At 68.9% G+C, this 26,073-nt stretch carries 25 protein-coding genes; 12 read left to right on the top strand and 13 right to left on the bottom strand.

Annotation, left to right across the window (positions count from 1 at the left end; translation table 11 throughout):
• Nucleotides 1-89 precede the first annotated feature (89 nt).
• The 3 genes from A3CU_RS0127545 (at nucleotide 90) to A3CU_RS0127555 (ending at nucleotide 4,420) form a co-directional block, all read left to right on the top strand.
• The gene (locus A3CU_RS0127545) at nucleotides 90-2,858 is read left to right on the top strand and encodes an alpha/beta fold hydrolase (protein WP_027945014.1); all 2,769 of its coding nucleotides are present in this window, start codon (nucleotides 90-92) and stop codon (nucleotides 2,856-2,858) included.
• A 43-nt stretch (nucleotides 2,859-2,901) separates the two neighbouring features.
• Nucleotides 2,902-3,858: an ABC transporter permease gene (locus tag A3CU_RS0127550; protein WP_043842727.1), complete on the top strand. Its 957-nt coding sequence runs from the start codon at nucleotides 2,902-2,904 to the stop codon at nucleotides 3,856-3,858.
• Between the two features lie 181 nt (nucleotides 3,859-4,039).
• A complete protein-coding gene (locus tag A3CU_RS0127555) occupies nucleotides 4,040-4,420 on the top strand; it encodes a VOC family protein (RefSeq protein ID WP_027945016.1) in 381 nt (126 codons plus the stop codon).
• A gap of 24 nt (nucleotides 4,421-4,444) precedes the next feature.
• Here A3CU_RS0127555 and A3CU_RS0127560 read toward each other — a convergent pair whose 3' ends face one another.
• A complete protein-coding gene (locus A3CU_RS0127560; protein WP_027945017.1) occupies nucleotides 4,445-5,365 on the bottom strand; it encodes a 2-dehydropantoate 2-reductase in 921 nt (306 codons plus the stop codon).
• Between the two features lie 141 nt (nucleotides 5,366-5,506).
• Nucleotides 5,507-6,334 (bottom strand): tryptophan 2,3-dioxygenase, encoded by an 828-nt coding sequence (locus A3CU_RS0127565; protein ID WP_027945018.1) that lies wholly within the window; start codon nucleotides 6,332-6,334, stop codon nucleotides 5,507-5,509.
• A gap of 140 nt (nucleotides 6,335-6,474) precedes the next feature.
• On the opposite strand from A3CU_RS0127565, the gene A3CU_RS0127570 reads away from it, so the two are divergent.
• Nucleotides 6,475-6,903: an Lrp/AsnC family transcriptional regulator gene (locus tag A3CU_RS0127570; RefSeq protein WP_211246528.1), complete on the top strand. Its 429-nt coding sequence runs from the start codon at nucleotides 6,475-6,477 to the stop codon at nucleotides 6,901-6,903.
• A 260-nt stretch (nucleotides 6,904-7,163) separates the two neighbouring features.
• On the top strand, nucleotides 7,164-8,045 hold the full coding sequence (locus A3CU_RS0127575; protein WP_156960576.1) for an ABC transporter substrate-binding protein: 882 nt from the start codon (nucleotides 7,164-7,166) through the stop codon (nucleotides 8,043-8,045).
• Nucleotides 8,046-8,151: 106 nt separating this feature from the next.
• Here A3CU_RS0127575 and A3CU_RS0127580 read toward each other — a convergent pair whose 3' ends face one another.
• The 4 genes from A3CU_RS0127580 to A3CU_RS0127595 form a co-directional block, all read right to left on the bottom strand.
• A complete protein-coding gene (locus tag A3CU_RS0127580; RefSeq protein ID WP_027945021.1) occupies nucleotides 8,152-8,901 on the bottom strand; it encodes a sulfite exporter TauE/SafE family protein in 750 nt (249 codons plus the stop codon).
• A 181-nt stretch (nucleotides 8,902-9,082) separates the two neighbouring features.
• A complete protein-coding gene (gene uvrB, locus A3CU_RS0127585) occupies nucleotides 9,083-11,242 on the bottom strand; it encodes an excinuclease ABC subunit UvrB (RefSeq protein WP_027945022.1) in 2,160 nt (719 codons plus the stop codon).
• A 112-nt stretch (nucleotides 11,243-11,354) separates the two neighbouring features.
• Entirely contained in the window at nucleotides 11,355-11,636 is a 282-nt protein-coding gene (locus tag A3CU_RS46890) for a hypothetical protein (RefSeq protein WP_052372263.1), read from the bottom strand.
• Nucleotides 11,637-11,803: 167 nt separating this feature from the next.
• A complete protein-coding gene (locus A3CU_RS0127595) occupies nucleotides 11,804-13,069 on the bottom strand; it encodes a PucR family transcriptional regulator (RefSeq protein WP_027945023.1) in 1,266 nt (421 codons plus the stop codon).
• Between the two features lie 59 nt (nucleotides 13,070-13,128).
• Here A3CU_RS0127595 and A3CU_RS0127600 point away from each other — a divergent pair, with 59 nt between their 5' ends.
• Nucleotides 13,129-13,644, top strand: a complete 516-nt coding sequence (locus A3CU_RS0127600) for a ribonuclease FAU-1 family protein (protein WP_027945024.1) — start codon at nucleotides 13,129-13,131, stop codon at nucleotides 13,642-13,644.
• A 676-nt stretch (nucleotides 13,645-14,320) separates the two neighbouring features.
• Here A3CU_RS0127600 and coaE read toward each other — a convergent pair.
• Entirely contained in the window at nucleotides 14,321-15,511 is a 1,191-nt protein-coding gene (gene coaE, locus A3CU_RS0127605; RefSeq protein ID WP_027945025.1) for a dephospho-CoA kinase, read from the bottom strand.
• A gap of 141 nt (nucleotides 15,512-15,652) precedes the next feature.
• On the opposite strand from coaE, the gene A3CU_RS0127610 reads away from it, so the two are divergent.
• Nucleotides 15,653-15,865, top strand: a complete 213-nt coding sequence (locus A3CU_RS0127610; protein WP_027945026.1) for a hypothetical protein — start codon at nucleotides 15,653-15,655, stop codon at nucleotides 15,863-15,865.
• A gap of 62 nt (nucleotides 15,866-15,927) precedes the next feature.
• Here the strand turns inward: A3CU_RS0127610 and A3CU_RS0127615 are convergent, their stop codons facing one another.
• The 3 genes from A3CU_RS0127615 to A3CU_RS50070 all read right to left on the bottom strand — a co-directional run bounded on the left by A3CU_RS0127615 (nucleotide 15,928) and on the right by A3CU_RS50070 (nucleotide 18,753).
• The gene (locus tag A3CU_RS0127615) at nucleotides 15,928-17,169 is read right to left on the bottom strand and encodes an LCP family protein (protein ID WP_245617373.1); all 1,242 of its coding nucleotides are present in this window, start codon (nucleotides 17,167-17,169) and stop codon (nucleotides 15,928-15,930) included.
• Between the two features lie 489 nt (nucleotides 17,170-17,658).
• The gene (locus A3CU_RS0127620) at nucleotides 17,659-17,823 is read right to left on the bottom strand and encodes a hypothetical protein (protein WP_211246527.1); all 165 of its coding nucleotides are present in this window, start codon (nucleotides 17,821-17,823) and stop codon (nucleotides 17,659-17,661) included.
• 183 nt (nucleotides 17,824-18,006) lie between these two features.
• Nucleotides 18,007-18,753, bottom strand: coding sequence for a histidine phosphatase family protein (locus A3CU_RS50070; protein WP_342668937.1), 747 nt, complete (start codon nucleotides 18,751-18,753; stop codon nucleotides 18,007-18,009).
• Between A3CU_RS50070 and A3CU_RS55215 the strand changes: the two genes are divergently transcribed.
• The gene (locus A3CU_RS55215; protein WP_281174152.1) at nucleotides 18,721-18,849 is read left to right on the top strand and encodes a hypothetical protein; all 129 of its coding nucleotides are present in this window, start codon (nucleotides 18,721-18,723) and stop codon (nucleotides 18,847-18,849) included. The genes A3CU_RS50070 and A3CU_RS55215 overlap by 33 nt on opposite strands.
• Here the strand turns inward: A3CU_RS55215 and A3CU_RS0127635 are convergent.
• A complete protein-coding gene (locus A3CU_RS0127635; RefSeq protein ID WP_027945029.1) occupies nucleotides 18,836-19,684 on the bottom strand; it encodes an SMP-30/gluconolactonase/LRE family protein in 849 nt (282 codons plus the stop codon). The two genes, A3CU_RS55215 and A3CU_RS0127635, sit on opposite strands and share 14 nt — an antisense overlap.
• The gene (locus tag A3CU_RS46900; RefSeq protein ID WP_052372267.1) at nucleotides 19,672-20,442 is read right to left on the bottom strand and encodes a FadR/GntR family transcriptional regulator; all 771 of its coding nucleotides are present in this window, start codon (nucleotides 20,440-20,442) and stop codon (nucleotides 19,672-19,674) included. The genes A3CU_RS0127635 and A3CU_RS46900 overlap by 13 nt, the downstream gene beginning before the upstream one ends.
• Nucleotides 20,443-20,602: 160 nt before the next feature.
• Here A3CU_RS46900 and A3CU_RS0127645 point away from each other — a divergent pair, with 160 nt between their 5' ends.
• From A3CU_RS0127645 to A3CU_RS0127660, 4 genes are all read left to right on the top strand, one after another.
• On the top strand, nucleotides 20,603-21,721 hold the full coding sequence (locus tag A3CU_RS0127645) for a sugar ABC transporter substrate-binding protein (RefSeq protein ID WP_052372272.1): 1,119 nt from the start codon (nucleotides 20,603-20,605) through the stop codon (nucleotides 21,719-21,721).
• Nucleotides 21,722-21,779: 58 nt separating this feature from the next.
• Nucleotides 21,780-22,820 (top strand): ABC transporter permease, encoded by a 1,041-nt coding sequence (locus tag A3CU_RS0127650; RefSeq protein ID WP_084143841.1) that lies wholly within the window; start codon nucleotides 21,780-21,782, stop codon nucleotides 22,818-22,820.
• Nucleotides 22,817-23,581: an ATP-binding cassette domain-containing protein gene (locus A3CU_RS0127655; RefSeq protein ID WP_027945032.1), complete on the top strand. Its 765-nt coding sequence runs from the start codon at nucleotides 22,817-22,819 to the stop codon at nucleotides 23,579-23,581. Before A3CU_RS0127650 ends, A3CU_RS0127655 begins: the two co-directional genes overlap by 4 nt.
• Before the next feature lie 110 nt (nucleotides 23,582-23,691).
• Nucleotides 23,692-24,885, top strand: a complete 1,194-nt coding sequence (locus A3CU_RS0127660) for an aldose epimerase family protein (RefSeq protein ID WP_027945033.1) — start codon at nucleotides 23,692-23,694, stop codon at nucleotides 24,883-24,885.
• A 54-nt stretch (nucleotides 24,886-24,939) separates the two neighbouring features.
• Here the strand turns inward: A3CU_RS0127660 and A3CU_RS0127665 are convergent, their stop codons facing one another.
• A complete protein-coding gene (locus A3CU_RS0127665) occupies nucleotides 24,940-25,581 on the bottom strand; it encodes a hypothetical protein (RefSeq protein ID WP_027945034.1) in 642 nt (213 codons plus the stop codon).
• Between the last annotated feature and the right edge of the window lie 492 nt (nucleotides 25,582-26,073).

Raw genomic sequence — 26,073 nt, forward strand, 5'->3', positions numbered from 1 at the left:
AGCATGCAGCGGGCGCCGGCCAGCTTAGGTAAGCCTTATCACCTACCGGCCCGCGCAAACTCTCAGGAACGCTCGCATACGGTCATGGCGTGCCTCGATTCCCGTTTCCACGCACCCGGCGCACTCGCCTGCTGACGCTGGCCGCCGTGGTCGTCATCCTCGCCGCGGTCGGCCTGGTCTGGGTCCGTTCCGCCGGCGGAGACGGCCCCCCGGTGCGGACCCAGGACGCGATGATCGACGTGCCCGCCGCTCCCGGCTCGGCCGAGCAGGTACGGCTGGACACCACGATGTACTTCCCGGAACGAACACCGGCGCCCGCGATCCTGCTCGCGCACGGGTTCGGGGCCGACAAGACCAGTGTCACCGGCGAAGCCCAGGAACTGGCGCGCAAGGGGTTCGTGGTGCTCACCTACTCCGCGCGCGGCTTCGGCCACAGCGCCGGCCAGATCTCGCTCAACGACCCGGACTTCGAGGTCGCCGACTCCTCCCGCCTCCTCGACTACCTCGCCACGCGGCCGGAGGTGCAGCAAGACGGCCCGAACGACCCGCACGTCGGCGTAACCGGCGTCTCCTACGGCGGCGCGCTGACCCTCATGCTGGCCGGCCAGGACCGGCGAGTCGACGCGATAGCGCCCGTCATCACCTACAACGACCTGGCGCAAAGCCTGATCCCGAACGGGGTCTTCAAGCGGTCGTGGGCGGCGCTGCTGTTCTCCTCGGGAGCCACGGGCGGCGCGGGCGGCGGCACGGGAGCCGAGGCGCCCGAACCGGGGCAGGCGACCACCGACAGCGCCACCGCCCTCTCTTCCGGGGCCGGCTCGGCCGCCGCCGCTTCGGCGCCGCAGTCGCCGCCGGCGGCACCCGGGAACGGCGCCTCGTGCGGCCGGTTCACCGCGCGAATCTGCCAGGCCTACACCGAACTGGCCACCACCGGCGTGGCCAGCCCGGCCACCCTGGACCTGCTGCACCGGGTCTCGCCCGATTCCGTCACCGCGAACATCAAGGTGCCCACGCTGCTGGTGCAGGGCGAGAACGACACGCTGTTCGGGCTCGACCAGGCCGAGGCCAACGCCCGGCAGATCACCGCGGCGGGCGGGCAGGTTCAGCAGATCTGGTACGCGGGTGGGCACGACGGCGGCAAGCCCGGCCCGCAGCTGCGCGCCAAGATCCACGACTGGCTGCGCTTCCAGCTCACCGGTGAGGGCACCAACCCGGTCAGCGGGTTCCCCTACGACGTCCAGGGCACCCTGCGCGCTTCGGGTGCCCCGTCGGTCCGGATCGTGGAAGCGGCCAGCGACGTGTCACAAGACCAGACGGTGGCGCTGGCCGGGCCGGAACAGACGATCGTGAATCCTCCGGGCGGGGTGCCGGCGGCGGTGAGCGGCATCCCCGGACTCAACGGGCTCTCCGGCTCCTCGCGGGCGACCGGCCTGTTCGGCGTCGACCCGCCCGGCCAGTCGGCCCGGTTCACCTCGGCCCCGCTGGCCTCCCAGCTCCTCGTGGCCGGGGCGCCCACGATCCGGTTGCGGGTCTCGGGCACCGCGGGCGAGGCCGTGCTGTTCGTCAAGCTCTACGACGTGAGTCCGGACGGGACCGCCAGCCTGCCGGCGAACCAGGTGATGCCGATCCGGGTCGCCCTGCCGGCCGACGGCAGCCCGGTCGAGGTGCCGGTGACCCTGGCCGGGATCGTGCGGCCCATCGAGTCCGGCCACCTGGTGCGGATCGTGGTCGGCACCACCGACCAGTCCTTCACCACGCCCGTCGCGCCCGCCTCCTACCGCGTCTCTCTCGACGGCGGCGTGACCGTCCCGACCGTGCCGGGTCACGCGGTCGGGGCCGGGTGGCCGGTGAACAACCTGCTGGCCATCGCGGGCGTGGTCGCCGCGGCGCTGGTGATCGCGCTGATCGCGGCGCTGCGCCGGCGGCGGGCACACCACGCCGACCCCGAACTGGCCGAGGTGCCGCTGGTGATCAACGGGCTCACCAAGGCATACCCCGGCGGCCTGACCGCGGTGAAGCAGCTTTCCTTCCGCGTCGAACGAGGCCAGGTGCTCGGGCTGCTCGGCCCCAACGGCGCAGGCAAGACGACGACGCTGCGCATGCTGATGGGCCTGATCACGCCGAGCGCCGGGGAAATCCGGGTGTTCGGACACCGGATCACGGCGGGCGCGCCGGTGCTGTCCCGGATCGGCTCGTTCGTCGAAGGCTCCGGCTTCCTGCCTCACCTGTCGGGTGCCACGAACCTCCAGCTGTACTGGGCGGCCACCGGACGGCCGGTCGAAAGCGCGCACGTCACCGAGGCGCTGGAAATCGCCGGGCTCGGCGACGCGGTGCACCGGAAGGTGCGCACGTACAGCCAGGGCATGCGGCAGCGGCTGGCCATCGCGCAGGCGATGCTGGGCCTGCCGGAGCTGCTCGTGCTCGACGAACCGACCAACGGGCTCGACCCGCCCCAGATCCACCAGATGCGCGAGGTGCTGCAGCGTTACGCGGCCACCGGGCGCACCGTGCTGGTGTCCAGCCACCTGCTGGCCGAGGTCGAGCAGACATGCACGCATGTGGTGGTCATGCACCGGGGCGCGCTGGTCGCCGCGGGCGAGGTCGGCGACATCGCGGCCGCGGGTGGCGAGGCGACCTTCCGGGTGGACCGGCCGGCCGCCGCCGCGGACGCCCTGCGCGGCTTCGACGGAGTGTCCCATGTGGACGTCGAGGGCAACCTCGTGCACGCCGACCTGGACGGGCTGCCGCGTGCCGAGGCGGTGGCGGCGCTGGTGCACGCCGGGGTGGCGGTCGAGCAGGCGGGCCCGCGGCGCCGGCTGGAGGACGCGTTCCTGCGCTTGGTCGGAGAGGATGGGTGAGGGCGTCGATCGCGGTCGCGCGCGAACTCGCGGAGGAGAAGGCATGAGCAAGGCGGACCAGGCCGCGAACGCGGCGATCGACACGGGCGTGCACACCGATCCGGCAGCGCTCGACGAGCTCACCGACGCGGCCGAACACGAGCACTCCGGTGTCGGGCCGGACGGCGGCGTGCTCGGTTACCGGCCCGGCCGCACCCTGCGGCTGGGGGTGGAGCTGCGCCGGCAGCTTCGCCGGCGGCGCACCCAGCTGGTGCTCGGGTTCGTCGTGGTGCTGCCGTTCATCCTGGTGCTGGCGTTCGAACTCGGTCAGTCGAACCCGAACCGCCGCTCGGGTGGCTTCGTCGACCTGGCGACGGCGAGCGCGCCGAACTTCGTGGTGCTGGCGCTGTTCGTGTCCGTCGGCTTCCTGCTGCCCACGATCGTGGCCCTGTTCTTCGGCGACACGGTGGCGAGCGAGGCTTCCTGGTCGAGCCTGAAGTACCTGCTGGCGATTCCGGTGCCCCGCCATCGCGTGCTGCGGCAGAAGGCGATCGCCTCCGCCCTGCTCGCCCTGCTGGCACTGGTGCTGCTGCCGCTCGTGTCGCTGGGCGTGGGCATGATCTTCTACGGCTCCGGCGACGCGATCAGCCCGACCGGCGATGCGATCCCGTTCGGACAGAGCCTGCTCGCGCTGGCCATGTCGTGCGGCTATATCGTGATCCAGCTGGCCTGGGTCGCGGGGCTGGGCCTGCTGCTGAGTGTGCTCACCGACGCGCCGTTGGGCGCGGTCGGCGGCACCGTGCTGGTGGCGATCCTGTCCCAGATCCTCGACCAGATCACCGCGCTGGGCAGCCTGCGGAACTACCTGCCGACGCACTACGCGTACTCGTGGGTGGATTTCATCGCCACCGATATCGATTGGACGAACATCGCCGCGGGCGTGCTCTCCGCGATCGCGTACGCGACGGTGTTCTGGCTGATCGCGGCCCGCCGATTCGCGACGAAGGACATCACCAGCTGACCGGCCTGCAACGCAGGCGGGGGGTCACCGTGGGTGGGCGCAGTGAGCCGATGCGTGGCATTTCCGGGAAAACCCCCGCCTGGCCGCGATCCGCCGTGAACCATGCGGACAGCGGCTGGCGCGGCGTCGCCCCGGCCGCGTAAAGTCTTTTTATTCCCACATCCCCCAGGAGGCACACGCCATGCCTCGTCCGGTTCATTTCGAGGTCCACGCGACCGATCCCGAGCGGGCGATAACCTTCTACGCCACGGTATTCGAGTGGGGGTTCGAACGCTGGGGCGATACCCCGTACTGGTTGATCACGACCGGCAACGGGCCCGGTATCGACGGCGGGCTGGTGGCCAGGGAAGGCCCGCCGCCACCGGAAGGCGCACCGGTGAACGCCTTCCCCGTGACCCTGGATGTCACCGACCTCGACTGTGTCACCCGGCGCGTCGAGCAGGCCGGCGGCGGGGTGGTGAGACCGAGAAGCCTGATCCGCGGAGTGGGCTGGCTCGCCTACTGCAAGGACACCGAAGGCAACATTTTCGGCGTGCTGGAAAGCGACTCGACCGCCGGGTAGCTACCGCTGCCGGCTGCGCGCCCGTCAGCTCGTGACGCGATGCTGGTGGACCCGCAGGTGCAGGGTCGCCAGGTCCAGCAGCGGGGTGTCCACCGACATCGCCCGCGCCCGCGCCACCAGGTCACCGAAGACGTGTTCGACTTCGGCCGGGTTCCCCGCGGCCACGTCCCGGTACATGGAGGAGGTGATCGGGGACCCGGCTCGGGTGCAGATCGCCGTGGACGCCTCGAGTTCGGCATCGGGCACCGGATGACCGGCTGCCGAGGCGACCGCCGCCGCCTCGGCGATGACCGCGCGCGCGAACTCGGCGCCACCCGGAACTGCGGCGACATCCCCGACCGAACCACGCATCAGACAGGTGATCGCCCCCAGCGAGGCGATGAACGCCCATTTGCGCCACATTTCCCCGATGATGTCCGCCGAGACCGTGAATTCGTAGCCGTCGACGTCCAGCTCCTTGCCCAGCTCCGCCACCCGCGGCGAGACGCCGCCGCCCTGCTCTCCCAGCACGAAGCCGGCCAGCGGCCCCACCCGCAGGATGTCGCCGTCGGCGTTGATCGTGGTCATCACCTTCACCACGCCCCCCAGCACGGATTCCTTGCCGAACCGGGCGTTGAGAGTGTCCAAATGCGCCATTCCGTTGAGGAATGGCACGATCACCGTGCGCGGCCCGACGGCCGGGGCGACGTCCTCGACGGCCCGCTCCAGCGCGGCGGCCTTCACCGACACCAGCACGACGTCGTACGGTTCCGCCAGCTCCGCGGCCGTGACCAGCTCAGGCCGGAGGATTTCGTTTTCGCCGAGACCCGTGATGCGCAGCCCGCGCTCGCGCAGCAGCGCCGCCCGCCGTGGCCGCACCAGGAACGTGACGTCCCGGCCCGCGCGCACCAGCCGCGCTCCGAAGAACCCACCGGTGGCTCCGGCACCGACGACGAGAATCCGCATTCCCACGCTCCCAACCAATCCGGCCGGCTTCGCCAGACCTGCTCCGGTCCGGCCTGCCGACGCCGGATCCACCAGCCGCCACGGTAAAGGGTGGTTTCCCGGGGCGCCAAACCGCCTCCATGGGCTGGAAAGGCCACGGCGTCACATGTGGGTGCGGGCCGACCACAGTTCGGGAAAGACCGCTCGTGCCAGGCTCCGTTCCAGCCACCCGATGCCGGACGAGCCGCCGGTGCCCGGCTTTGCCCCCATCGCACGACGAACCGCGCTCAGATGGTGGTAGCGCCACTCCCCGAACCGCTCGGCGACCTCGGCGAGGGCTTCGCCCAGCATTCTGAGGTGGTTGTCCGGGCCATCGTCGGAGTAGATCGCCACCCACGCGGCCTCGACGGCCGGGTGGGGCACGTGCTCGAGGGTGAAATCGCGGTCGAGCACGGCGCGCGGGATCTCGTGGCCGTGCGCGGCGAGCACGGCGACCGTGTCGTCCCAGATGCTCGGCTCTTCGAGCGAGCGCAGCAGCTCCCGGTGGGTGGCCACATCTCGCTTGAACAGACGGATCAGCGAAGCGGTCCTCAACCCCAGCCTGAATTCCAGCCGCCGGTACATCGCCGACTGCATGCCCGATGCGTCGCCCAGCTGCGCGCGGAAACGATTGAAGTCGGCCGGGGTCATCCAGCGCAGGCTCTGCCAGCTGGCGTCGAGGCCCTCCAGATGCAGCGCGGCGCGGCGCAGGGGCGCGAGCGACGACCAGATCTCACCGGCGCGCAACTGCCGCTGCGCCTCGCGGAGTTCGGAGTCGATGAGCCGGAAGTACAACTCCATGATCTGGCTGACCACCAGGAAGGACATCTCGCCGGGGTCATCGGTGCGCGGTCGCTGAAGACTGTGCAGGGTTGTGGCCTCGACATAGCGGTCGTAGGGCACGCGCCCGTCGAAGTCGACGATCAGAGTGTCAACGCTCGGTTCGCTCATAAGCACCCTCCGCAAGGATTATGCCCCGGTGAACAGGCGGACGGAATGCCATTTCAACGGCGATACCCGTGTTCAGCCGTGACTTCCTCCGCATATGCTGCGATCTACTTAACAAACGAGAGGACGTCCTGGTGGACGAGATGGACTGGGAGATCCTGCGGGAGCTCCAGGACAACGCGCGGTTGTCCTTCAACGAGTTGTCCCGGCGCGTGCACCTGTCGCCACCCGCCGTGGCAGAGCGCGTACGCCGGCTGGAGACGGCCGGCGTGATCACCGGCTACCACGCGGAAATCGACGCAGAACGCGTCGGCTGGGGCGTGAACGCGTTCATTCGGATGTCGTGCTACGGGCAGCACTGCGTGCTGCGCGACCCGGAGGTGCCCGGCTGGCCCGAGATCCGCGAGATTCACCGGGTCACCGGCGACGCCTGCAGCATCCTCAAGGTGGCCGCCGAATCCATGGCGACGTTCGAGCGGCTGATCGACCGGCTCGCCCGTTACGGCCGCCCGTCCAGCACCATGATCCTGTCCACCCCGCTCCCCCGGCACGCCCTGGCTCGCGGCGAGTGAAGCGGTACCAGCAGAACATGATCCCACCTTGGGAAAATGCGACATTTGACGTATCCAAGACGCGACAGTAAACCTCGGCGCTTGCTCCAAAACTCGAGGGAGTATTGAATTCGTTGTGTCCCAGCGATCTCGTGTCTATCGGCAGTGACGCAGATGGGTGGATCGGTTTTTCCGCATTGCCCACGCTGTTGGAGTCGGCTTACTGTGGCGTGGTTGTCGTGCGTGCGTGAGATCACTATCTCAAGGCCGAGGAGATGATCATGCCATTCCGCATCCAGCCGCATGTCCGCCTGCACGAGTGGGTTGCCGACGAGCTGGGATTCTTCGGTGCCGAGGGGTTGGACTACGAGTTCGACCCGGACGGGTTCGCGGGGAGTTCGGCCGAGGCGTCGATCACGTCGGCGGCGGACGTGCCGGCGCAGATCAGGAGCGGGGCATTCGAGGACATGCAGCAGGGCCGGAGTTCCGATGTGTCGTGTGCCTGCCACTGGGCGGTGAACGCGGCGTCGGCCGGGAACCATGGCAGGATGTACGGGAAGGCATACTCCGTTTGTCCTTCGGGAATCTTTGTCGCGCCGGAGTCGGACCTGCACCGGCCGAACGATCTTGCCGGGGTGGACGTGGGCGTGGGCTACCACTCCGGTAGTCATTACTCCGCGCTACAGGCACTCGAAGCCTTCCTCGACACCGACCGTATCCGGCTCAGTTTCGTCGGGCGCCCCTTCGACCGGGCGCGGTTGCTGGTCGATCGCCGGATTCCCGCGGTGAACGCGTGGGGGGCCATGTACTACTTGTTGGAGCAACTCGGTTTCCGCAAGCTGGTCGACACGACGTTCATCATGGGCTTCCTGGTCTCCGCGACGTCGGCCGCCGAGGATGTCGAGCGTTACTTCCGCGCACTGCTGCGGGCACAGCAGGAGATCGACATGGACCCGCACCGGCACACCCACTACTGGGACCGGGAGCTCCCCGACGCTCTGTCCGAACTTGTCGACGTGCGGCGGTTCGGGCCGGGCGAGCGGATTGTTCCACAGCCCTATACCAGGGAGATGTTCGAGCGCACGCACCACTGGATGCGCGGCTGGCAGTTGGTGGATGTCGGTGAGGCCCAGCGCACGTACGAGGAGGCCGTGCTCGCCTGACACTGTCCATTGTGGTCGGCGCTGGACGACGCCGTGGACCGTCCGCAACAGACAGACAGGTCAACCCGGCCGTCACGAGAGGTCCCTCTGCCGGGACCGGGTCGGCTCACTCGGTGAGGAACCGGCCGAGCGCGGCCACGCCGATGACCGCGATCACCACGCGCAGCGCGGTCGGCGGGAGTTTACGCCCGATCTTGGCGCCGACCAGGGCACCGAACGTGGAACTGACCGCGAGGACCGCGACCACCGGCCAGTTGATCGGTGCGATGACCGCATAGATCGCGCCGGCCACGAGGTTGACCACGGCGGCCAGCGCGTTCTTGAAAGCGTTCAGCCGCTGTAACGAGTCAGCCAACAGCAACCCCATCACACCGATCAGCAGGACGCCCTGCGCGGCGGTGAAATACCCGCCATACACCCCGATGAGAAAGATGAGCACATACAGCAGTGGTGCCGAATGTGGCGCGCCGGTACGAGGACGTATCCGCTTGACCAACAAGGGCTGGGCCACGACGAGCACGACCGCGATCCCGATCAACGCCGGCACGACGACCTCGAACGCACCATGCGGCAACAAAAGGAGAAGCATCGCACCGCCGACGGCACCGAGCATGGACGCCGTCGCGTAACGGATCAGCCGGTCGCGCTGTCCGTGAAGCTCATGGCGGTACCCGTACGCGCCGGCGATCGTGCCGCTGATCAGCCCTACCGCGTTCGACGTCGTCGCAGTCACCGGTGGATAGCCAAGCGCCACGAGCACCGGGAAGGTCACCAGGGTGCCCGAGCCGACGACCGTGTTGATCGTGCCGGCCCACAGCCCGGCGAGCGTGATCAGCACACCCTGCCACCAAGTCATGACGGCAACACTACGAACGGTTGAGCAATCAGCCACCATGACGCTCGTCACCAGGACAGGGCGCCGTCACGGACTATTTGTCCCGATCTCCCAGACGCGCACCCCGCCCGGTGTCCGGAACCCGAACCGACAATGGCTATGGCACTGCCGCCCCAGCCTCAGCGAGTCCACTGTGGATCAGCTATTTGACGCCGGCAGCGTCCATGCCGCGAAGTTCCTTCTTGAGCTCGGCGATCTCGTCGCGCAGCCGGGCCGCCAGCTCGAACTGGAGGTCGCGCGCGGCCTGCATCATCTGCTCGGTCATCTGCTGGATGAGATCGGCGAGTTCGGCACGCGGCATGGTCGAGACGTCCCGGTCCACCAGGACGCCGGAACTGCGCCCGCCGCGGCCCTGCTCGGGCTTCTTGCCCCGCGAGACGTTCCGGCCCGAGCCACCGACCTCGATCCCGGAGTCGGAGTCCTCCGCCTCGGTGTAGACGCGGTCGAGAATGTCGGCGATCTTCTTGCGCAGCGGCTGCGGATCGATCCCGCGCTCTTCGTTGTAGGCGATCTGCTTGGCGCGGCGGCGGTTGGTCTCGTCGATGGCGTACTGCATCGAGTCGGTGACCTTGTCCGCGTACATGTGCACCTGGCCCGACACGTTCCGCGCCGCCCGGCCGATGGTCTGGATCAGCGAGGTGCCGCTGCGCAGGAAACCTTCCTTGTCCGCATCGAGGATCGCCACCAGGGAGACCTCGGGCAGGTCGAGCCCTTCCCGCAGCAGGTTGATGCCGACCAGCACGTCGAAATCGCCCGACCGCAGCTGCCGCAACAGCTCCACCCGGCGGAGCGTGTCCACTTCCGAGTGCAGGTACCGCACCCGGATGCCCAGCTCCAGCAGGTAGTCGGTGAGATCCTCGGCCATCTTCTTGGTCAGCGTGGTGACCAGGACCCGCTCGTCCTTCTCGGCCCGCTCGCGGATCTCGTGCACCAGATCGTCGATCTGGCCCTCGGTCGGCTTGACGATCACCTCCGGGTCGACCAGGCCGGTCGGTCGGATGACCTGCTCCACGAACTCGCCGCCGGTCTGGCCCATCTCGTACGGGCCGGGGGTGGCCGACAGGTACACCGTCTGGCCGATGCGGTCGCTGAACTCCTCCCAGGTCAACGGCCGGTTGTCCAGCGCGCTCGGCAGCCGGAAGCCGTGCTCGACCAGCGTGCGCTTGCGGGAGGCGTCGCCCTCGTACATGCCCCCGATCTGCGGCACCGTGACGTGTGACTCGTCGATGACCAGCAGGAAGTCCTCGGGGAAGTAGTCGATCAGGGTGGCCGGGGCCGAGCCTGCCGCGCGGCCGTCGACGTGCCGCGAGTAGTTCTCAATGCCCGAGCAGAACCCGACCTGGCGCATCATCTCGATGTCGTAGGTGGTGCGCATGCGCAGCCGCTGGGCCTCCAGCAGCTTGCCCTGCTTCTCCAGCTTGGCCAGCTGCTCTTCCAGCTCCGCCTCAATCCCGCGGATGGCCTTCTCCATCCGCTCGGGCCCGGCGACGTAGTGCGTGGCGGGGAAGATGCGCACCTCGTCCACCTCACGCACGATCTCGCCGGTGAGCGGGTGCAGGTAGTACAGCTTGTCGATCTCGTCGCCGAAGAACTCGACGCGGACCGCCAGCTCCTCGTAAGCCGGAATAATCTCGACCGTGTCGCCACGCACCCGGAAGGTGCCGCGCGCGAACGCGAGGTCGTTGCGGGTGTACTGCACGTCGACCAGCGCGCGGAGGAAGACGTCCCGCTCGATCTCGGCACCGACCTCCAGCTTCGCGGAGCGGTCCAGGTAGGACTGTGGCGTGCCCAGGCCGTAGATGCACGACACCGAAGCCACCACGATGACGTCGCGCCGGGACAGCAGGTTCATCGTCGCGGAGTGCCGCAGGCGCTCGACGTCGTCGTTGATCGACGAGTCCTTCTCGATGTAGGTGTCGGTCTGCGGGACGTACGCCTCGGGCTGGTAATAATCGTAGTAGCTGACGAAGTATTCGACGGCGTTGTGCGGGAACAGCTCCCGCAGCTCGTTGGCCAGCTGCGCGGCCAGCGTCTTGTTGGGGGCCATCACCAGCGTCGGCCGCTGCAACCGCTCGATCATCCAGGCCGTGGTCGCGGACTTGCCGGTGCCGGTGGCGCCCAGCAGGACCACGTCCTTCTCCCCCGCGGTGAGCCGCCGTTCCAGGTCGTCGATGGCCGCCGGCTGGTCACCCGCCGGCCGGTATTCGCTGACCACCTCGAACCGCCCGTCGGTCCGGGGGATCTCCGAGACCGGGCGGAACTCGGACTGGGCGAGCACGGGGTGTTCTGTCGCAAAGGCCACGACACCAGGGTAAGCGCGCCCACCGACATTTTCGCGGGCCGGGCCGAAGACCTCCGGAAGCCGGCGGCGGCTCTCCGGCCGCGAATCCGATTATGAAGGTTGCGGCGGAGAGCTAGACGGCCTCTCGGTCCAGGGCGTGGTACTCGCGGCGGTAGTGCTGTCGCGTGGACGCACCCAGGCATGCCTCGCAGGGCATCCCGGCGATGCGGTTCAGGACCTCGGCGTCCCCCGGCACGATCGCCTCACCGCACAAGGCACGCAACTGATGGGGAATCGGCCCGGCATCCGGGATCGGCACGATGTGGCAGACCCTTCTGCGCTCGCCGACGACCCCGCGACGCAGGCGGACGACCGCCATCACTTCGGCCGTCTCGGCGTACACCAGGTTCCCCATGGCTCGGAACTCTAAAGCGGAATAATCGCGAAGGCTTCGTGCCGAGGACCCAACGATCACCCACCCCGCTGGTGCGCGAGACCAAAATAATCAAAATAATGATCAACCGGCGCCGGAATGACCCTGACCTGCGTGAATCCGCCCGTGCAGCTGCATGTGCAGGACGCTCAGGACGATTTCCGCACCAGCACGGCCGAGCCGAGCCGGTGGCACAGTTTCAGGGCGAGTTCGAGGTCCAGCCGGTTGTCGGCGACCGGCCGGCCGAGCGTCTCCTCAGCCTTGCGTACCCGGTACTGCACCGAGTTCTTGTGCATCATCAGTTGCGCCGCCGAGGCCGTGTAGCTCCCGCCGGCGGCCAGGAAGACGCGCAGCGTGTCGCGCAGGCGTTCGTGCTGCTCGTCGTCGATGGCCAGGGGACCGAGCGTGTCGGCCACCCACTGCCGCGCCGCGCCAAGGTCGGCCGCCATCAACGCCAGCGCGCCCACGTCCCGGAAGGTCAGCGCACGGTCGCAGTGCTCGCCCGCGGCCAGCGCCAGGGCGCGCACCCGCTGGGCCTGGTTGTGGCTGCGCCGGAAACCCTCCACGCCCGGCCCCGGCTCGCCCAGCACCAGCCGGATGCCGGGCTCGGCCGCCCCGAGGACCCGCTCGACCTGCTTTTCGTCCGGCAGTTCGGGCACCTCGAGCGGGAACCACACCCACGCGCACAACTCGTCGTTGGGCACGAACAGCGGCGGCCCCAGGGCGCCGGCGCACGCGCCGATCTCGGTCGCCACCGCCTCCAGCCGGGACAACGCGTTGCCCTCAACGGAGTCCGGCGCGCACCAGACGATCATCGCGACATGGACGCCCCGCAGCCGGTAGCCGAGGTCGAGCTCGGCCGCGTCGAGGTCGGTGGCGTCGCCCGCGAGCAACGCGCGCACCCGCGCGGCGCGGGCCGTGCTGCGGTTGAGCAGCCAGCGGTCCCGCTCCTCCTGATAGGCCGACACCACCTGCTGGATGACCCGGTCGATGAAGGCGAAGGTGACGGTGAGCGTACGGCTCATCACGGCCGCCATCATCTCCGTGCCGGTGACCTCCTTGCCGATCACCGCCACGCCGTGCTCGAGAATCGCGCTCACGGCCAGGTAATACGCGCGGATCAGGTCGATCACCGGGGTGCCGCGCTGCGCCAGCCGGCGGGCGTACTCCATCGCAGCCGCCGGAGCCTCCACTCGGGTCGGGTCGATGTCGTGCTGGAAGATCTGCAATGCGGTCTCGATGTTCTGGTACAGGCTCGCCGAAAGCAGCCCGACCACGCTCTCCTCGTCCCGCACCAGATGCGGCAGTTCGCGCGCATACAGGTCGATCATCTCGGCCGTCAGGTCCTCGGCGCGATCCCGCACTATCGCGGCGATCCGGCCCATCTGGTCGATCACGACGTCCTTCTCCACCACAAGATCACCCTACCGTCGCAGTACTGGCTTTCGCGGCGCCAAGCAGGAGAATCTCTGCTATGGAACCGATCCACCCGCCGAAGATCGAAATCTTCGACCTCGCCGCCGGGGTCAACACCGATCCCAAGGGGATCGAGCGCGAGGTCGAGCAGTACCGCGTAGCGGAGTTCGGCCTCTACCTCGCGCGCCCCGCGCCCGGGCGCAAGCAGTTCGACTATCTCGAATCCTGGCTCCTGCCCGGGCTCGGCCTGCGGCTGACCGACTTCTGGTTCACCCCGGGACACGAGCGGGACCAGGACGTCTACTTCGACGTGGTGACCATCGACACCGGCGCGCGGGTGTGGCGGACCACCGACCTGTATCTGGACCTGGTCCTGCGGGAGGGGCGCGGGCTGGAGGTGCTGGACACCGACGAGTTGCTGGCCGCGACCTCGGCCGGGCTCCTGTCCCCGGCCGAGGCACACCGGGCGCTGGAGATCGTTTACCGCACGGTCGCCGGCCTCGCCGCCCACGGATACCGGCTGGACGACTGGCTTTCCAGCATGGACATCGAGCTGAGCTGGAAGCGCCGCTGATCGTCCCACCGGCGCGCGGTCCGTGCACCGGTCGGACGTCCGGAGTCCGGCCGCCGCCGGGATGCTCGATCGCGCCGCGAGAAAGCCGCGAGAAAGACGAAAACGGCGTGAACCAAATGGCGTCCGGGTGCGTCGAACTGGCAGCTCTGGCGAAACAGCCGGTGTTCACGCGGGCCGCCGCGACAGCGCGGATGCCCGCGATGAGCGGCCGGCACGACCGTTTCGGCGGCGAGCCAGGTTTCCTGGCCGCTGGTCGGCATCGACTTGGGGGTATGCCGACCAGCGGCCGGGCCTTCCGGAGGGCACGAGTGGCCCGTTCATGCCGTATTTCGGGAGTAACGGGTCACTCATGCGGTCACCGGGTTGACGAGGCCCTGTGCGCGCCGGCCGGTGCACGCGTGGCTGCCCGGCCGCCAGACATCGTGCAGCTGCCGGACGTTGTCCTGCCTGGGTGGTCGAGCGACACTCGCGGGCCGCGGCAAGGCCGGAGACCGGTGCGCCCAGCCTCCCGAACCAGGAAGATGGTCGCCCGAACCAGGAAGCTGGCCGCCTGAACCGGGAAGATGGCCGCCTGAAGCCGGAACTCGGCTGTCTGGGGCGGGGACACGCGCGCCTGGATCGGGGACACGGGTGGTTGGGGCGGGGACACGGCGTGGTGTGGGCGGGTGTGGGCGGGTCAGGCGAGGGGGCCGGGCGACCAGCCGGTCTCGGCCGCCCAGGTCTCCGCGCGGGCGAAGGCGGCGTTGACCCAGCCCTGTTTCTCCTCGGCGTAGCCGTCGGTCGTTTCGTGTTCTTCGGCGAGCCGGTACTTGACGGCGGCATAGGCGTCGCATTCGGCGGGATGGGCGCGGAGGAACTCGGCGAACAGCAGCGCCAGGCGCCAGGCCGGGGTGGCCGGCGACCGCACATGCAGGTTCACCGGGCGCTGCGGGTCGGCGCCGAAATGGAACCGCTTCGGCCAGACCTCCGCACCGCTGTCGACCGGGTCGTCCCACCACTGGCCCTCGGCCCGCACGAACCCGGCGTCGGACAGCTCTTCCGCGAAGCCGTCCGCATCGTCCAATGTAGACACGGTGAGCTGAAGGTCGAGCACGTCCTTCGCCGGCAGGCCGGGCACGGACGTCGATCCGATGTGGTCGGCACGCAACACCCGCTCCCCCACCACGCGACGGATACGGGCCAGCGCCCGCGCGGCCTGTGCGGGCCACGTCGGGTCGTAGGGCACCAGACGGGGCCGCATCGGGGCGCGTGGGTGCCGCAGCCGGACGTTGGCCTCGAACGGCTTCAGCCGCTCGGCCCAGAGCCGGTCCACCTCACCCAGCACATCGTCCGTGGCACCGGAATTGTCGAGCCAGACGTCCGCCACGGCCCGGCGCTCGGCCTCGTCGACCTGCGCGGCGATCCGGGCGCGGGCGTCCTGCTCGGTCATCCCGCGCGTCTCGACCAGGCGCCGCACCCGCGTCTGTTCCGGCGCGTCGACCACGATGACCAGGTGATAGTTCGGGGCAAGGCCGTTCTCAACGAGCAGCGGAACGTCGTGCACCACGATCGAGCCGGGCGCGGCGCCCGCCATCAACTCGGCCGTGCGGGCGCCGATCAGCGGGTGCACGATCGCGTTCAGGCGACTACGCGCCGTCTCGTCGCTGAAGGCCTTTGCCGCCAACGCCGGCCGGTTCAGTGCGCCGTCGGCGTCGAGGATGTCCGTGCCGAAGGCCGCCACCAGTTCGTTCAGTCCCTGGGTGCCCGGCTCCACCACCTCGCGGGCGATCGCGTCGGAGTCGATGACGACGGCGCCGTGCACGGCCAACCGGGTCGCGACCGTCGACTTACCCGCTCCGATTCCGCCTGTGAGACCCACCCGCAGCATGCCCGCATTCAACTACGTGTCGTTCGGGCCATCGCCGCCGGGCCGTGATGTAACCGATACGGGGACACGCCGACTCTTTCCGGTGGTCCCGGGTGTCCATTGCATACGGTGCGCGCGGGAAGTCGCGCACACGGAGGAAAGATGCGAGCCAGCAAGCACGCCGGGAAGCACCGGCTCGGCACACCGGGGCTGGTGCATTGCCTGACGTATCGACCCGTCGCGCTCGCGTTGGAGGAATACCGGCGCACCTGGTTGAGCGCGCTGCTGGTCCCCGCCAAGCACAGCCTGGCCGGACTCCGCCGCAAGGCGGCCGCCGCGGCGGCCGAGCGCGCCTGGGTGCCGGCGACCACCTGACCGTCCGCTGGGTGGACGACGGGCCCGCACCGCGACGCAAGCCACTTCGACACAGTCTCGAGCTAGTTCACGCAACCGGTGAGGTCCGCGCCCCGGCCGGACGTCGAGTTCGCCGTGCCCGGCGTCGAAGACGGCCCGCCGGAAGGAGGCGGGCTGCTTTCCGTGGTGTGTGCGGAAACTCCGTCGGTACGGGCGATCGAACTGCTTCCGGTGGCCCGCGGACTCGACGAGGAAGCGCTGCGGTCCAGGTTCTCCCCGATCAGGTTGCCTACGAACGACCGCACCTCGCCCGGGTCCACTTTGACCGCATCGCCGTCGTACGGGGTCTGGAGGCTCACGCTCTGCACCGGGATCGTCGCGAAAGTGAGCGCGCCGGTGCTCAGGCTGCGTAGTTGCTTGGCGAAGTTGAGCAGGTTCCAGCCCTTGTCGATCACCACGGACTGCTGAACCGCGTCGATGAGCGCGCCGAGCTTCGACGGGTTCGCCAGGGTTCCCGCGTCCAGCACGACCTTGGCCATGCTGGACAGGAACGCCTGCTGGCGGGCGATGCGGTCGAGGTCACCGCCGGCCAGGCCGTGCCGCTGCCGGACGAACGCCAGCGCCTGCGTGCCCGAGATCGTCTGCTCCCCGGCCGCGAAGTTCGCGCCCGAATACGAGTCGTGCACTGCAGCCTTGAGGCAGACCGGCACCCCGCCGACGGCGAGGCTGATCGTGGCGAAGCCGGCGAGGTTCACCGCCGCGTAGTGATTGATGGGCAGCCCGGTGAACTGCTCGACCGTCTGGATGGCCAGGCGGGCGCCTTCCACGTCGGCCTGCCGCTCCAGTTCCGGCCCCTGCACACCCTGGGCGCTGAGCCGGTTCACCGCGGACTGCCGCCCGCGGCTGTACGCGGAGTTGATCTTGTGCTTACCGTACCCGCGCGCGACCTCGACGTAGGAGTCCCGCGGAATGGAGATCGCGGTGGCCGAGCCACCACCGGCCGGGATGTGCACCACGATCATCGTGTCGGTGGTGTCACCGCCGTCGGTGGAATCACCGGCGTGCAACTGGTCCAGCACGTTCTGCGGTAGCGGGCGGCCCTGCACGTCGGTGCGGGAGTCGATGCCGACCAGCAGGATGTTCTGCTCGGGCACCGGGACCGACGGGTCGGTGGTCGCCGGCAGTTGCGCCGCGGGCTCGATGACGTCGGCAGTGGCCAGACCGCCGGTCAGGCGGTTGAGCTGGGTCCAGCCGTAGCCGGTGGCGGCGAGCACCACCAGCGATGTGAGGCCCAAAGCCGTGTACGCAACGGGCCTCCAGCGCACCACAGCCCCTTCCCAGAGATCACTCGATCGGTTGACATCATCATTCCGATGATTTCTGGCAATTCCCTGTGAATCCGGGGCTTTCCTGACGGTGAAGTTCGTGGAACGGCTTGCCGTTGCGGGGATTCGGGGCGGGGGGTAGCCATCCGGCTACTCGGAGCATGGAGGGGAGCGCGGCGGGCGAAAGTGGGCGGGACAACCCGCCGCGCTCGTACCGGGCGGCGCGCGAGGGGAGAGCAGCGCCGCCCGGCAGGTCTCGAGGGGGTGGGGGCTTACGCCCAGCGCGGGTGCGGGGGCTTGTCCCCACGGGACAGCGGTGGAGGCTTGCCCCCACAGGTCGGGGATGTGGGGCCATGCCCCCACCCGGGCAGAGGTCTGGGGCAAGCCTTCACAGGTCGGGGATGTGGAGGCTTGCCCGCCACCGGACAAGGAGTCCGGGGGTTGCGTCCAGCGGGGGGTCGGGGGCGTGCCCCACCGGACACCGGGGTTCTAGGCGGCGTCGGCGAGGCGAGCGCGCCTCGTCGTCCACGCCGGTGGGTCGCACTGCGGTCGCCAGGTACCCAGGTGCACCCACTGGCGGCCCCAGCTGTAGCTGGCCAGCATCACCGGGCGCTGGCAGCTCGGGCAAGGCTGCGGGGTCGAGTCGAGGGTCATCAGTCCTTCTTCGTAAAGCCCTTCCAAAACGTTCCCCATCAGAATGACTCGATACGAGCCGAGATGAACCGGGCAACCTACGGATCCTGCTACCTACTTTCGTCGCATCAGGGCATGCGTGGCTCTCTGTAAAGGAGAGCTGTGATTGGTCAGCGGACGCCGTCGGGACCCGTCTTGCCGGCGCTAGGACGCGACGGTCCAGTCGCGGAGCGCGATCGTGACTTCGTCGGATGTGCTCGTGACATCGAGTCTGGCCAGACTGCCGGTGCTCAGGTCGGTACCCGGGTCCGGGGAACCGGTCATCGTGGGCAACGCCGCTCGGATGTTGGCACCGTGGGCGACGACGAGCGCCGGACCGGCGCCCGCGTCGGACGTGACCGTGGCGAGCGCGGTGCGTAGTCGGGCGACAAGCTCATGGCAGTCCTCGCCGCCGGGGAATCTCGCCGTAAGGTCGCCGTCCCGCCAGCTCCGGAGTACCGCATGGTAAGCGTTCCACGCCTGATGGTCGTTCCGGCCGTCCAGCTCACCGACGTTGAGTTCGCGCAAGTCGTCGATGGTCGCGGCGATCTCGATGCCGAGGTAGCTCGCCACGATCTCCGCGGTCTGCACGGCTCGCCGCAACGGTGAAGTCGCGAGCCGGGTGTAGAACCGATCTTCTGCGGCGAGGCGTTCGCCGAGCTGATCGGCTTGCTGACGGCCCAACTCGGTCAGATCGCCGTCGTAAACACGGTGCGAGAACGTGTTGGTCAGATTCGCCACGTTTTGTCCGTGACGAGCCCAGTCCACGCGCACGTGGCGAGACGCTACCGGAACGCGCCGGTGGCAATACGGTGTCCCGGTACTTCTGGCGACGGAGAGGCTGCGAGCGAGACAGTCAGGCGTACCGCTGACGAGACGATGCCACTGCCGACCGGCTACGAGGTCCTGCACACCTTTCCCGCGAACGCGGGCCGCGCCGTTCAAGCAGTGCGGACGCCCGAGGACGCCTCGGTACTCGTCAAGCCGAGCGCGCTCAGCCGAAGGTGAGCACCGGCAGGCCGCGCACGCCGGGCCGGTAGCGGAACAGCGCGCCGGCCTGGTGCTGGCTGCCTTCCTCGATGCCCTGACGGGACGTCGTGATGTAGAGCTCGTCGAGTTCGGGGCCGCCGAACGCACAGGCTGTAACCTGGGTCACGGGCAACTCCACACGGTCGGTCAGCTTGCCGTCGGGGGTGTAGCAGTGCACCGCGCCACCGCCCCACAATGCGACCCAAAGCCGCCCGTCGGCGTCCACGGTCATGCCGTCGGGCATGCCCGCCTCTTCGGGGACCCGCACCACGGCGCGTCGCCCGCTCAGTTCGCCGTCGTAGTCGAACGCGTCGACCCGCCGGGTGGGGCTGTCGATGTAGTACGCCGTGCCGCCGTCCGGGCTCCAGGCCAAACCGTTGGAGATGGTCACCGCGGTGAGCACGGTGGTGACCGAGCCGTCCGGGTCGAGCCGGTACAGGCGCCCGGCGCCCGGCGTTTCGGCGTACGCCATCGATCCACAGTAGAACCGGCCGTCGGGGTCGCAGCCACCGTCGTTCATCCGGATGCCGGGGTCCGACCACACCTCGCCGAGCGGCCGGACTTCGCCGAGCGAGGCGTCGGCGAACGCGAACCCGCGTTCCACGGCGAGCACCGCACGGCCATCGGAGTACGGGCGCAGCGCCGCGGCGACCGTGCCGACGTGCCGCCGGGTCACCGCCCCGGTGACCGGGTCGAGCTCCAGCACGTCGCCCGCAATCAGGTCGACCCAGCGCAGACCGGGCCATCCCGCGAACCACACCGGCCCCTCGCCGTGCACCGCGACGGCGTCCGTCACCTGCTCTACAGTGGACACTCGGACTCCTCGTTCCGCAGTGCGGCGCCCGAGTCGGGTGTCATCCGGGCGACCGCATCCGCGGTCATCTCGATCAGCTTCTTCATCGCCCGGTACGCGGCGACCGGCCGTCCGGCACGCACAGCCGACAGCACGCTGTGGTGCAGCGGCAGGGTCGCGGCCACCCCGCCCGGCGCGTGCGAACTCGCTTCCAGGCCGTGGTGCAGGCTCGCCTCCAGCAACCGTCCGAGTTGCTCGACCAACTCGTTCCCGCTGGACCGGAGCAGGGTCAGGTGGAAGGCGAGATCGGCCTCGACGAACGCGTCCGCCGCCTCGGGCAGTTCGGCCGCATGGTCGGCCATCCCGGCGTAGGCCCGCTCGAGCGCGGCGATCTGCTCGGCGCTGGCGCGCTCCGCCGCGAGCCGGGCCGCGCCCGGCTCCACCATGAGCCGCAACTCCAGCAGGTCGGCGAGGAACTCCTGGTCGGCGATCCGGCCGTACCAGTCGATCACCTCGCGGTCCATCAGGTTCCACTCCTCGCGCGGCAGCACCCGGGTGCCCAGCCGGGGCCGCGCCTCCACCAACCCCTTGGCGGCCAGGGCCTTCACCGCTTCCCGGACCCCGCCGCGGCTGACGTTGAGCTGCGCCGCGAGTTCGGCCTCGTTAGGCAACTGCGCGCCACTGGCCAGTTCACCGGACACGATCCGGTGGCCGAGCCAGTCGACCACCCGGGCGTGGATGGTGCGATGCCGGCCCAACGGCCCGTGCCTGGTACTCATCGGAGTAATCATCGAATCATTGATACATAAAGTCAAACCATGCTTTGTTCTCCGATCGTGATCTTTGCTATCTGTCAGCGTTCGTGCGAGCCTTTACCGTAACGACGAATCATCCAACGATTCAGTGCCGAGTGGATGGGTGGTCTCGACCATGAGCGACATGAATCCCAGCCGATCAGCCGAGGACGCGGGCGCGACATCCCGCCGGAGGGCCCTGAAGTTCCTGGGGGCCGGCGGCGGCGCCGTGGCCGCCGGCGCACTGCTCGCCGCCTGCAACGGCGTGCAGAGCGGCGGCTCCACCAGTTCCCCCGGCGCCGGAGCGTTCCCGGGCACGCCGGCCTGGAACTTCGTCTTCATCAACCATGTCACCACGAACTCGTTCTTCAACCCGACCCGCACCGGCCTCGACGACGCGGCCAAGCTGCTCGGCCTGCCCACGCCGCAATGGACCGGATCCGCCGAGGGAAACGTCGCCGAGATGGCCAGCGCCTTCTCCGCCGCCATCAACCGCGGCGCGCACGGCATCGCCATCGCGCTGACCGACGACAACGCCTTCGTCGATCCCACCAAGCAGGCACTGGCCAAGGGCATCCCGGTGATCGCCTACAACGCCACCGCCGCCGGCAACTTCCCGCTCACCTACGTCGGCCAGGACCTCTACCAGTCCGGCTTCCTGATGGGACAGCGGATCGCCAAGGACGTCACCAGCGGCAAGATCCTCGTCGGCATCTCGCAACCCGGCGGCAACAACGTGCAGCCGCGGCTCGACGGGATCATCGACGCGATGAAGCAGGCCGCGCCGGGAGTCCAGGTACAGTCCGTCAACACCGGCGCCGAGCAGGCCAACGAGCTGAACGCGATCACCGCCGCCTACGACGGAAACCCCGGCGCCACCGGCATCTACGCCGTCGACGCCGGCAGCACCGCCTCGATCGCGCAGCTGATCAAGAACCGGAACCTGCACGGCAAGATCCACGCCGGCGGCTACGACACGCTGTCCGACACGCTCAACGGCGTGCAGTCGGGTGCGCTCGACTTCACCATCGACCAGTCCGCGTACCTACAGGGATTCCTGCCGGTGCTCTACATGTACCTGTACCGGCTGTCCGGCACGCTGGTCGCGCCACCGTTCACAGACACCGGCCTCACCTTCGTGACCAAGGAAAACGTGGGCCCGTACGTGTCGGCCAACAGCAAGTTCGAGGGCGGCCCGAAGGCGGACCTGATCGAGATGCCGCCGTCGATCCCGCTGCCCCCGGCCTCCGCGATGACCCACTGAGCGATAACCCGCTGAGCACCGACGCCCTGATCCGGGTCGCCGAAACGAGGAACTCGCCATGACAGACGCGCTCACCGGCCGCCAAGCGAGCGGAACATCCGGGAAGGAGCCCGGCGGCGGCCCGCCCCGCCCCGGCTTCCTGTCCCGGCTGATCCGGGTCAAGGAACTGTCCATCCTGGTGGTCACGGTCGCCGCGGTGATCTACTTCGTGGCGGCCAGTGGTCCCGGGTTCACCACGCCGGAGAACTACCACACGATCGCCCAGTACCTGGCCCCGTGGGCGATCGTCGGCGCGGGCGAGGTCCTGGTGCTGATCTGCGGGCAGATCGACCTGTCCGCGGGGTTCGTGTTCACCCTCGCCCCCTTCGTGGTGGTGTTGTTCTTCAACAACGGCTGGCCCCTGCTGCTGGCGATGATCGGCGCGATCGTGGTGAGCGCGCTGATCGGCACGGTGAACGGCCTGATCCACACGTACTTCGGGCTGTCTTCGTTCATCACCACGCTGGGCATGGCCTTCCTGCTCTGGGGCCTGGAACTCGTCATCTCCGGGGGCTCGCCGGTGAGCGCGCCGACCGGCAGCTGGGTGACCTCCGTCTTCGGTGGCTGGGCCTGGTCGGAGTTCCTGTGGGCGCTGGTGGTCGTGGTCGTGATGCAGGTCGTGCTGTCGACCACGCGGTTCGGCGTCGCCACCCAGGCCACCGGGGGCAACCCGGTCGGCGCGTCGGAGGCCGGCATCCGCACCAACCGGATCAAGGTGGTCTGCTTCACGATCGTGGGCGGACTGGCCGGTCTCGCCGGCATCCTGCAGGGCACCCGGGTGGGCTCCTACGACCCGACCAACGGCGGGTTCAACACGATGTTCTACGCGGTGGCCTCCGCGGTGATCGGCGGCACGGCGCTGCTCGGCGGCTCGGGCACGGTGATCGGCGCGTTCCTCGGCGCCGTGCTGCTGGGCCTGGTCTACGACGGGTTCAACCTGATGGGCATCAGCGCGAACGCCTTCTACCTGGTACTCGGCATCGCCATCCTCGTCGCCGCGCTGCTGAACGTGTACGTGACCGTAATCCGCAAGCGCCTGGGGACGAGGGGACATTCATGAGCGAGACGAACGGCGTCGGCGAGGTCATGCGGGCCGAGCACATCAGCAAGCGGTTCGGTCCGGTGCACGCGCTGACCGACATCAACCTGCACGTGCGGCGGGGCGAGGTGCTCGGCCTGATCGGCGACAACGGCGCCGGCAAGTCCACCCTGATCAAGATCCTCACCGGGTTCCACCAGCCGGACGGCGGCCGGCTGGTGTTCGAGGGCGAAGCGATGCAGCTGAAGTCCGTGACGCACGCGCGGTCGCTGGGCATCGAGACGGTCTTCCAGGACCTCGCGCTGATCAACGACCTCCCCGTGTATCTGAACCTACACTTGAACAAGGAACTGGTGCACAAACCGGTGCCGTTCCTGCGGCGCAAGGAGATGAAGCGCCGCGCCCGGGAGGCGCTCGACGGCGTCGGCATCAACATCCCGTCGGTGACCGCCGAAGTCGGGCAGCTCTCCGGTGGTCAGCGACAGGCCATCGCCGTGGCCCGGTCGGTGTACTCCAACAACGTCAAACTGCTGCTGCTGGACGAGCCGCTCGCCGCGATGGGCGCGAAGGAGGGCGGAATGATCTTGCGACTGATCGCCGAGTTGCGGCAGCGCGGCGATCTGGCGATCATTCTCATCGCCCACAACTACAGCCAGGTGGTCGACGTCTGTGACCGGGTCAACCTGTTGCAGCACGGGGAAATCACGTTCGACAAGCCGTCGAAGGAGACCTCGGTGACCGAACTCCTCGACCTCGTGCACGCAGAGTACAAACTGGGCTAGAAAGGTCGTTCAAAACGCAAGACGAGCACCCGTGGTGACACAGCACAACGCTCTGCCTTGCGGGGGCTCCGCGAACAACACTGACAACACCTGAAAAAGCGGGAGGGCCAATGTCGATCTACCGGCGGAGCCGGACCGCGCTCGCGATCGCCGCAGTGGCCCTCGCGGCGCTGGGGTTCACCACCGTGACCTCCTCTGCCACGCAGGACTCCGCGGCCAACCCACCCACCGTCAGCAAGGAGTACTTCGGCCAGGCCGACGGCAAGGCCGTCTACCGCTACACGTTGAGCAACGCGGCGGGCATGCGAGTGCGGATCCTCAGCTACGGCGGGATAATCCAGACCCTCGACGTGCCCGACCGGCACGGACGTTCCGCGAACGTCGTGCTCGGTTTCCCGACGCTCGCCGACTACGTCGCCAAGAACAGCCCGGCACAGGGCGGCGGCGTGTACTTCGGCGCCCTGATCGGCCGGTACGCCAACCGGATCGCCAAGGGAACGTTCACTTTGGACGGTGTGACCTACCACGTTCCGGTCAACAACAACGGCAATAGCCTGCACGGCGGCACGTCCGGATTCAACCAGAAGGTCTGGGACGCGCAGGAGACGTCCGGTCCGGACAGCGCGGGCCTGCTGCTGCGCCTGGTCAGTCCGGACGGCGACCAGGGTTATCCCGGCACCCTGACCACCACGGTCAAGTACACTTTGGACAACCAGAACCGGTTGACCATCGGCTACCAGGCCACCACGGACAAGCCGACGGTGCTCAACCTGACCAACCACACCTACTGGAACCTCGCGGGTGAGGCATCCGGCAACGTCTACGACCAGCAGCTGATGATCAACGCCGACCGGTACACGCCGACCGACTCGACGCAGATTCCCACCGGTGCCCTGGCGCCGGTGCAGGGTACGCCCTTCGACCTGCGCACCCCGACGCCGATCGGCGCGCACATCGCCGACAACAACCCGCAACTCCTGATCGGTCAGGGCTACGACCACAACTGGGTGCTCAACCGCACCGACGGCACTTCGCTGTCGCTCGCGGTGCGCGCGGTGGACCCGGCGAGCGGCCGGGTGCTGACCGTGCTGACCACCCAGCCCGGAGTCCAGTTCTACTCCGGTAACTTCCTGACCGGCACGCTGGTCGGGACGGGTGGCAAGACCTACCGGCAGAGCTACGGGTTCGCGCTGGAGACCCAGCACTTCCCGGATTCGCCCAACCACCCCGGGTTCCCGTCCACGGTGCTCCGCCCGGGCCAGACCTACGACCAGACCACGGTCTTCGCCCTGAGCGCCCAGTGACGCGAAGGCGCCGTCGCTCACTCCGGCGACGGCGCCTTTCTGTGCACTGGTGGCTCAAGCCGTAACGGCCGGCCGGTCGTCGTCTCCGGGATCGCTCGGATCCGTGTCCGGCTGCGGATCGGCTTGCGGTGCTGCGAGGTCGCCGGCCGATCGCGGCAGCCCGGAAGTGGGGCTGGTCAACAGCGGTGCGATCACGCCCACCACCAGCACGCCGACCGTTGTCGCGGACATCGACGTCAACATGAAGGCACCGCCGGAAAGCGCCGCCTGCCATGGCGAACCGGGCATCGCGGTGAACCACGCGGCCGCCGCGACGGTGGCGGCCACGGTTTCCAGCCGGAGCAGGCCCGTCCACCACGGCGCCCGCAGCAGGGTCACGCCGGGATCGGCCTTGACCTTGTCCCTGCGCACCTGCTCGGCCTTGCGCAGGTAGAGCAGGCTCGCGATCAGCGGCGTGGCCACCAGCCAGGCGGCGTACCAGGCGAACCGGAACGGCAGGTACGCGCGCGGGTCCTCGCCGGTCGCCAGGCCGGCCGCGACACCGAGGCTCGCGGTGTAAACGGCCAGGATCTCCGTGGGGATCACGCTGACCAACGCCCTCCCCCAGGTGGCGCGGTGGTTGTCGAACTCGAGTTCGGCAGCGGGGTGGGTCTCGTCGCGGGTGATCGCCAGGGTGGTGACCGAGGACAGACTCATGCTCCTTCCTCCGCGAGTTCGCGCGCGACCGTGTCCTGTGGGGGCTCGGCCCCCACACCCCGACCGGGGGCAAGCCCCCAGACGCTCTGCCTTGTGGGGGCTCCGCCCCCACACCCCCGACTGGGGGCAAGCCCCCAGACCCCCTTGATCGTGTCGACAGGGCGCTCCTGACGGCGGCGCGCACTGTAGTCGATCTGGGAACCGCGGTGCGAGACACGGCTGCTCATGAGTGGATGCTCTCACGAACGGGTGAACGCGCAAACAGGCCGACACACTGTCTGGCGTGCCGCGAGGCCTGGCGACGGCGACCGGTGAAGCACGGTACGAGTCGCGCGGGTGCACATGCAGCGGGTTCGGCCGGTCGGCGGGTCCGGCAATTCCTGGTTCACTGAATCGGCCCATGCGGCAAACCGGCGCTTGCATTTGCCGCCTTCGGTGTCCTATTACGATGCGCCACTTCGACGGCGCGCTCCGACAGCCGTGGCCGGGCCG

This window comes from Amycolatopsis taiwanensis DSM 45107 (assembly GCF_000519205.1).
Taxonomy (GTDB): Bacteria; Actinomycetota; Actinomycetes; order Mycobacteriales; family Pseudonocardiaceae; genus Amycolatopsis_E; species Amycolatopsis_E taiwanensis.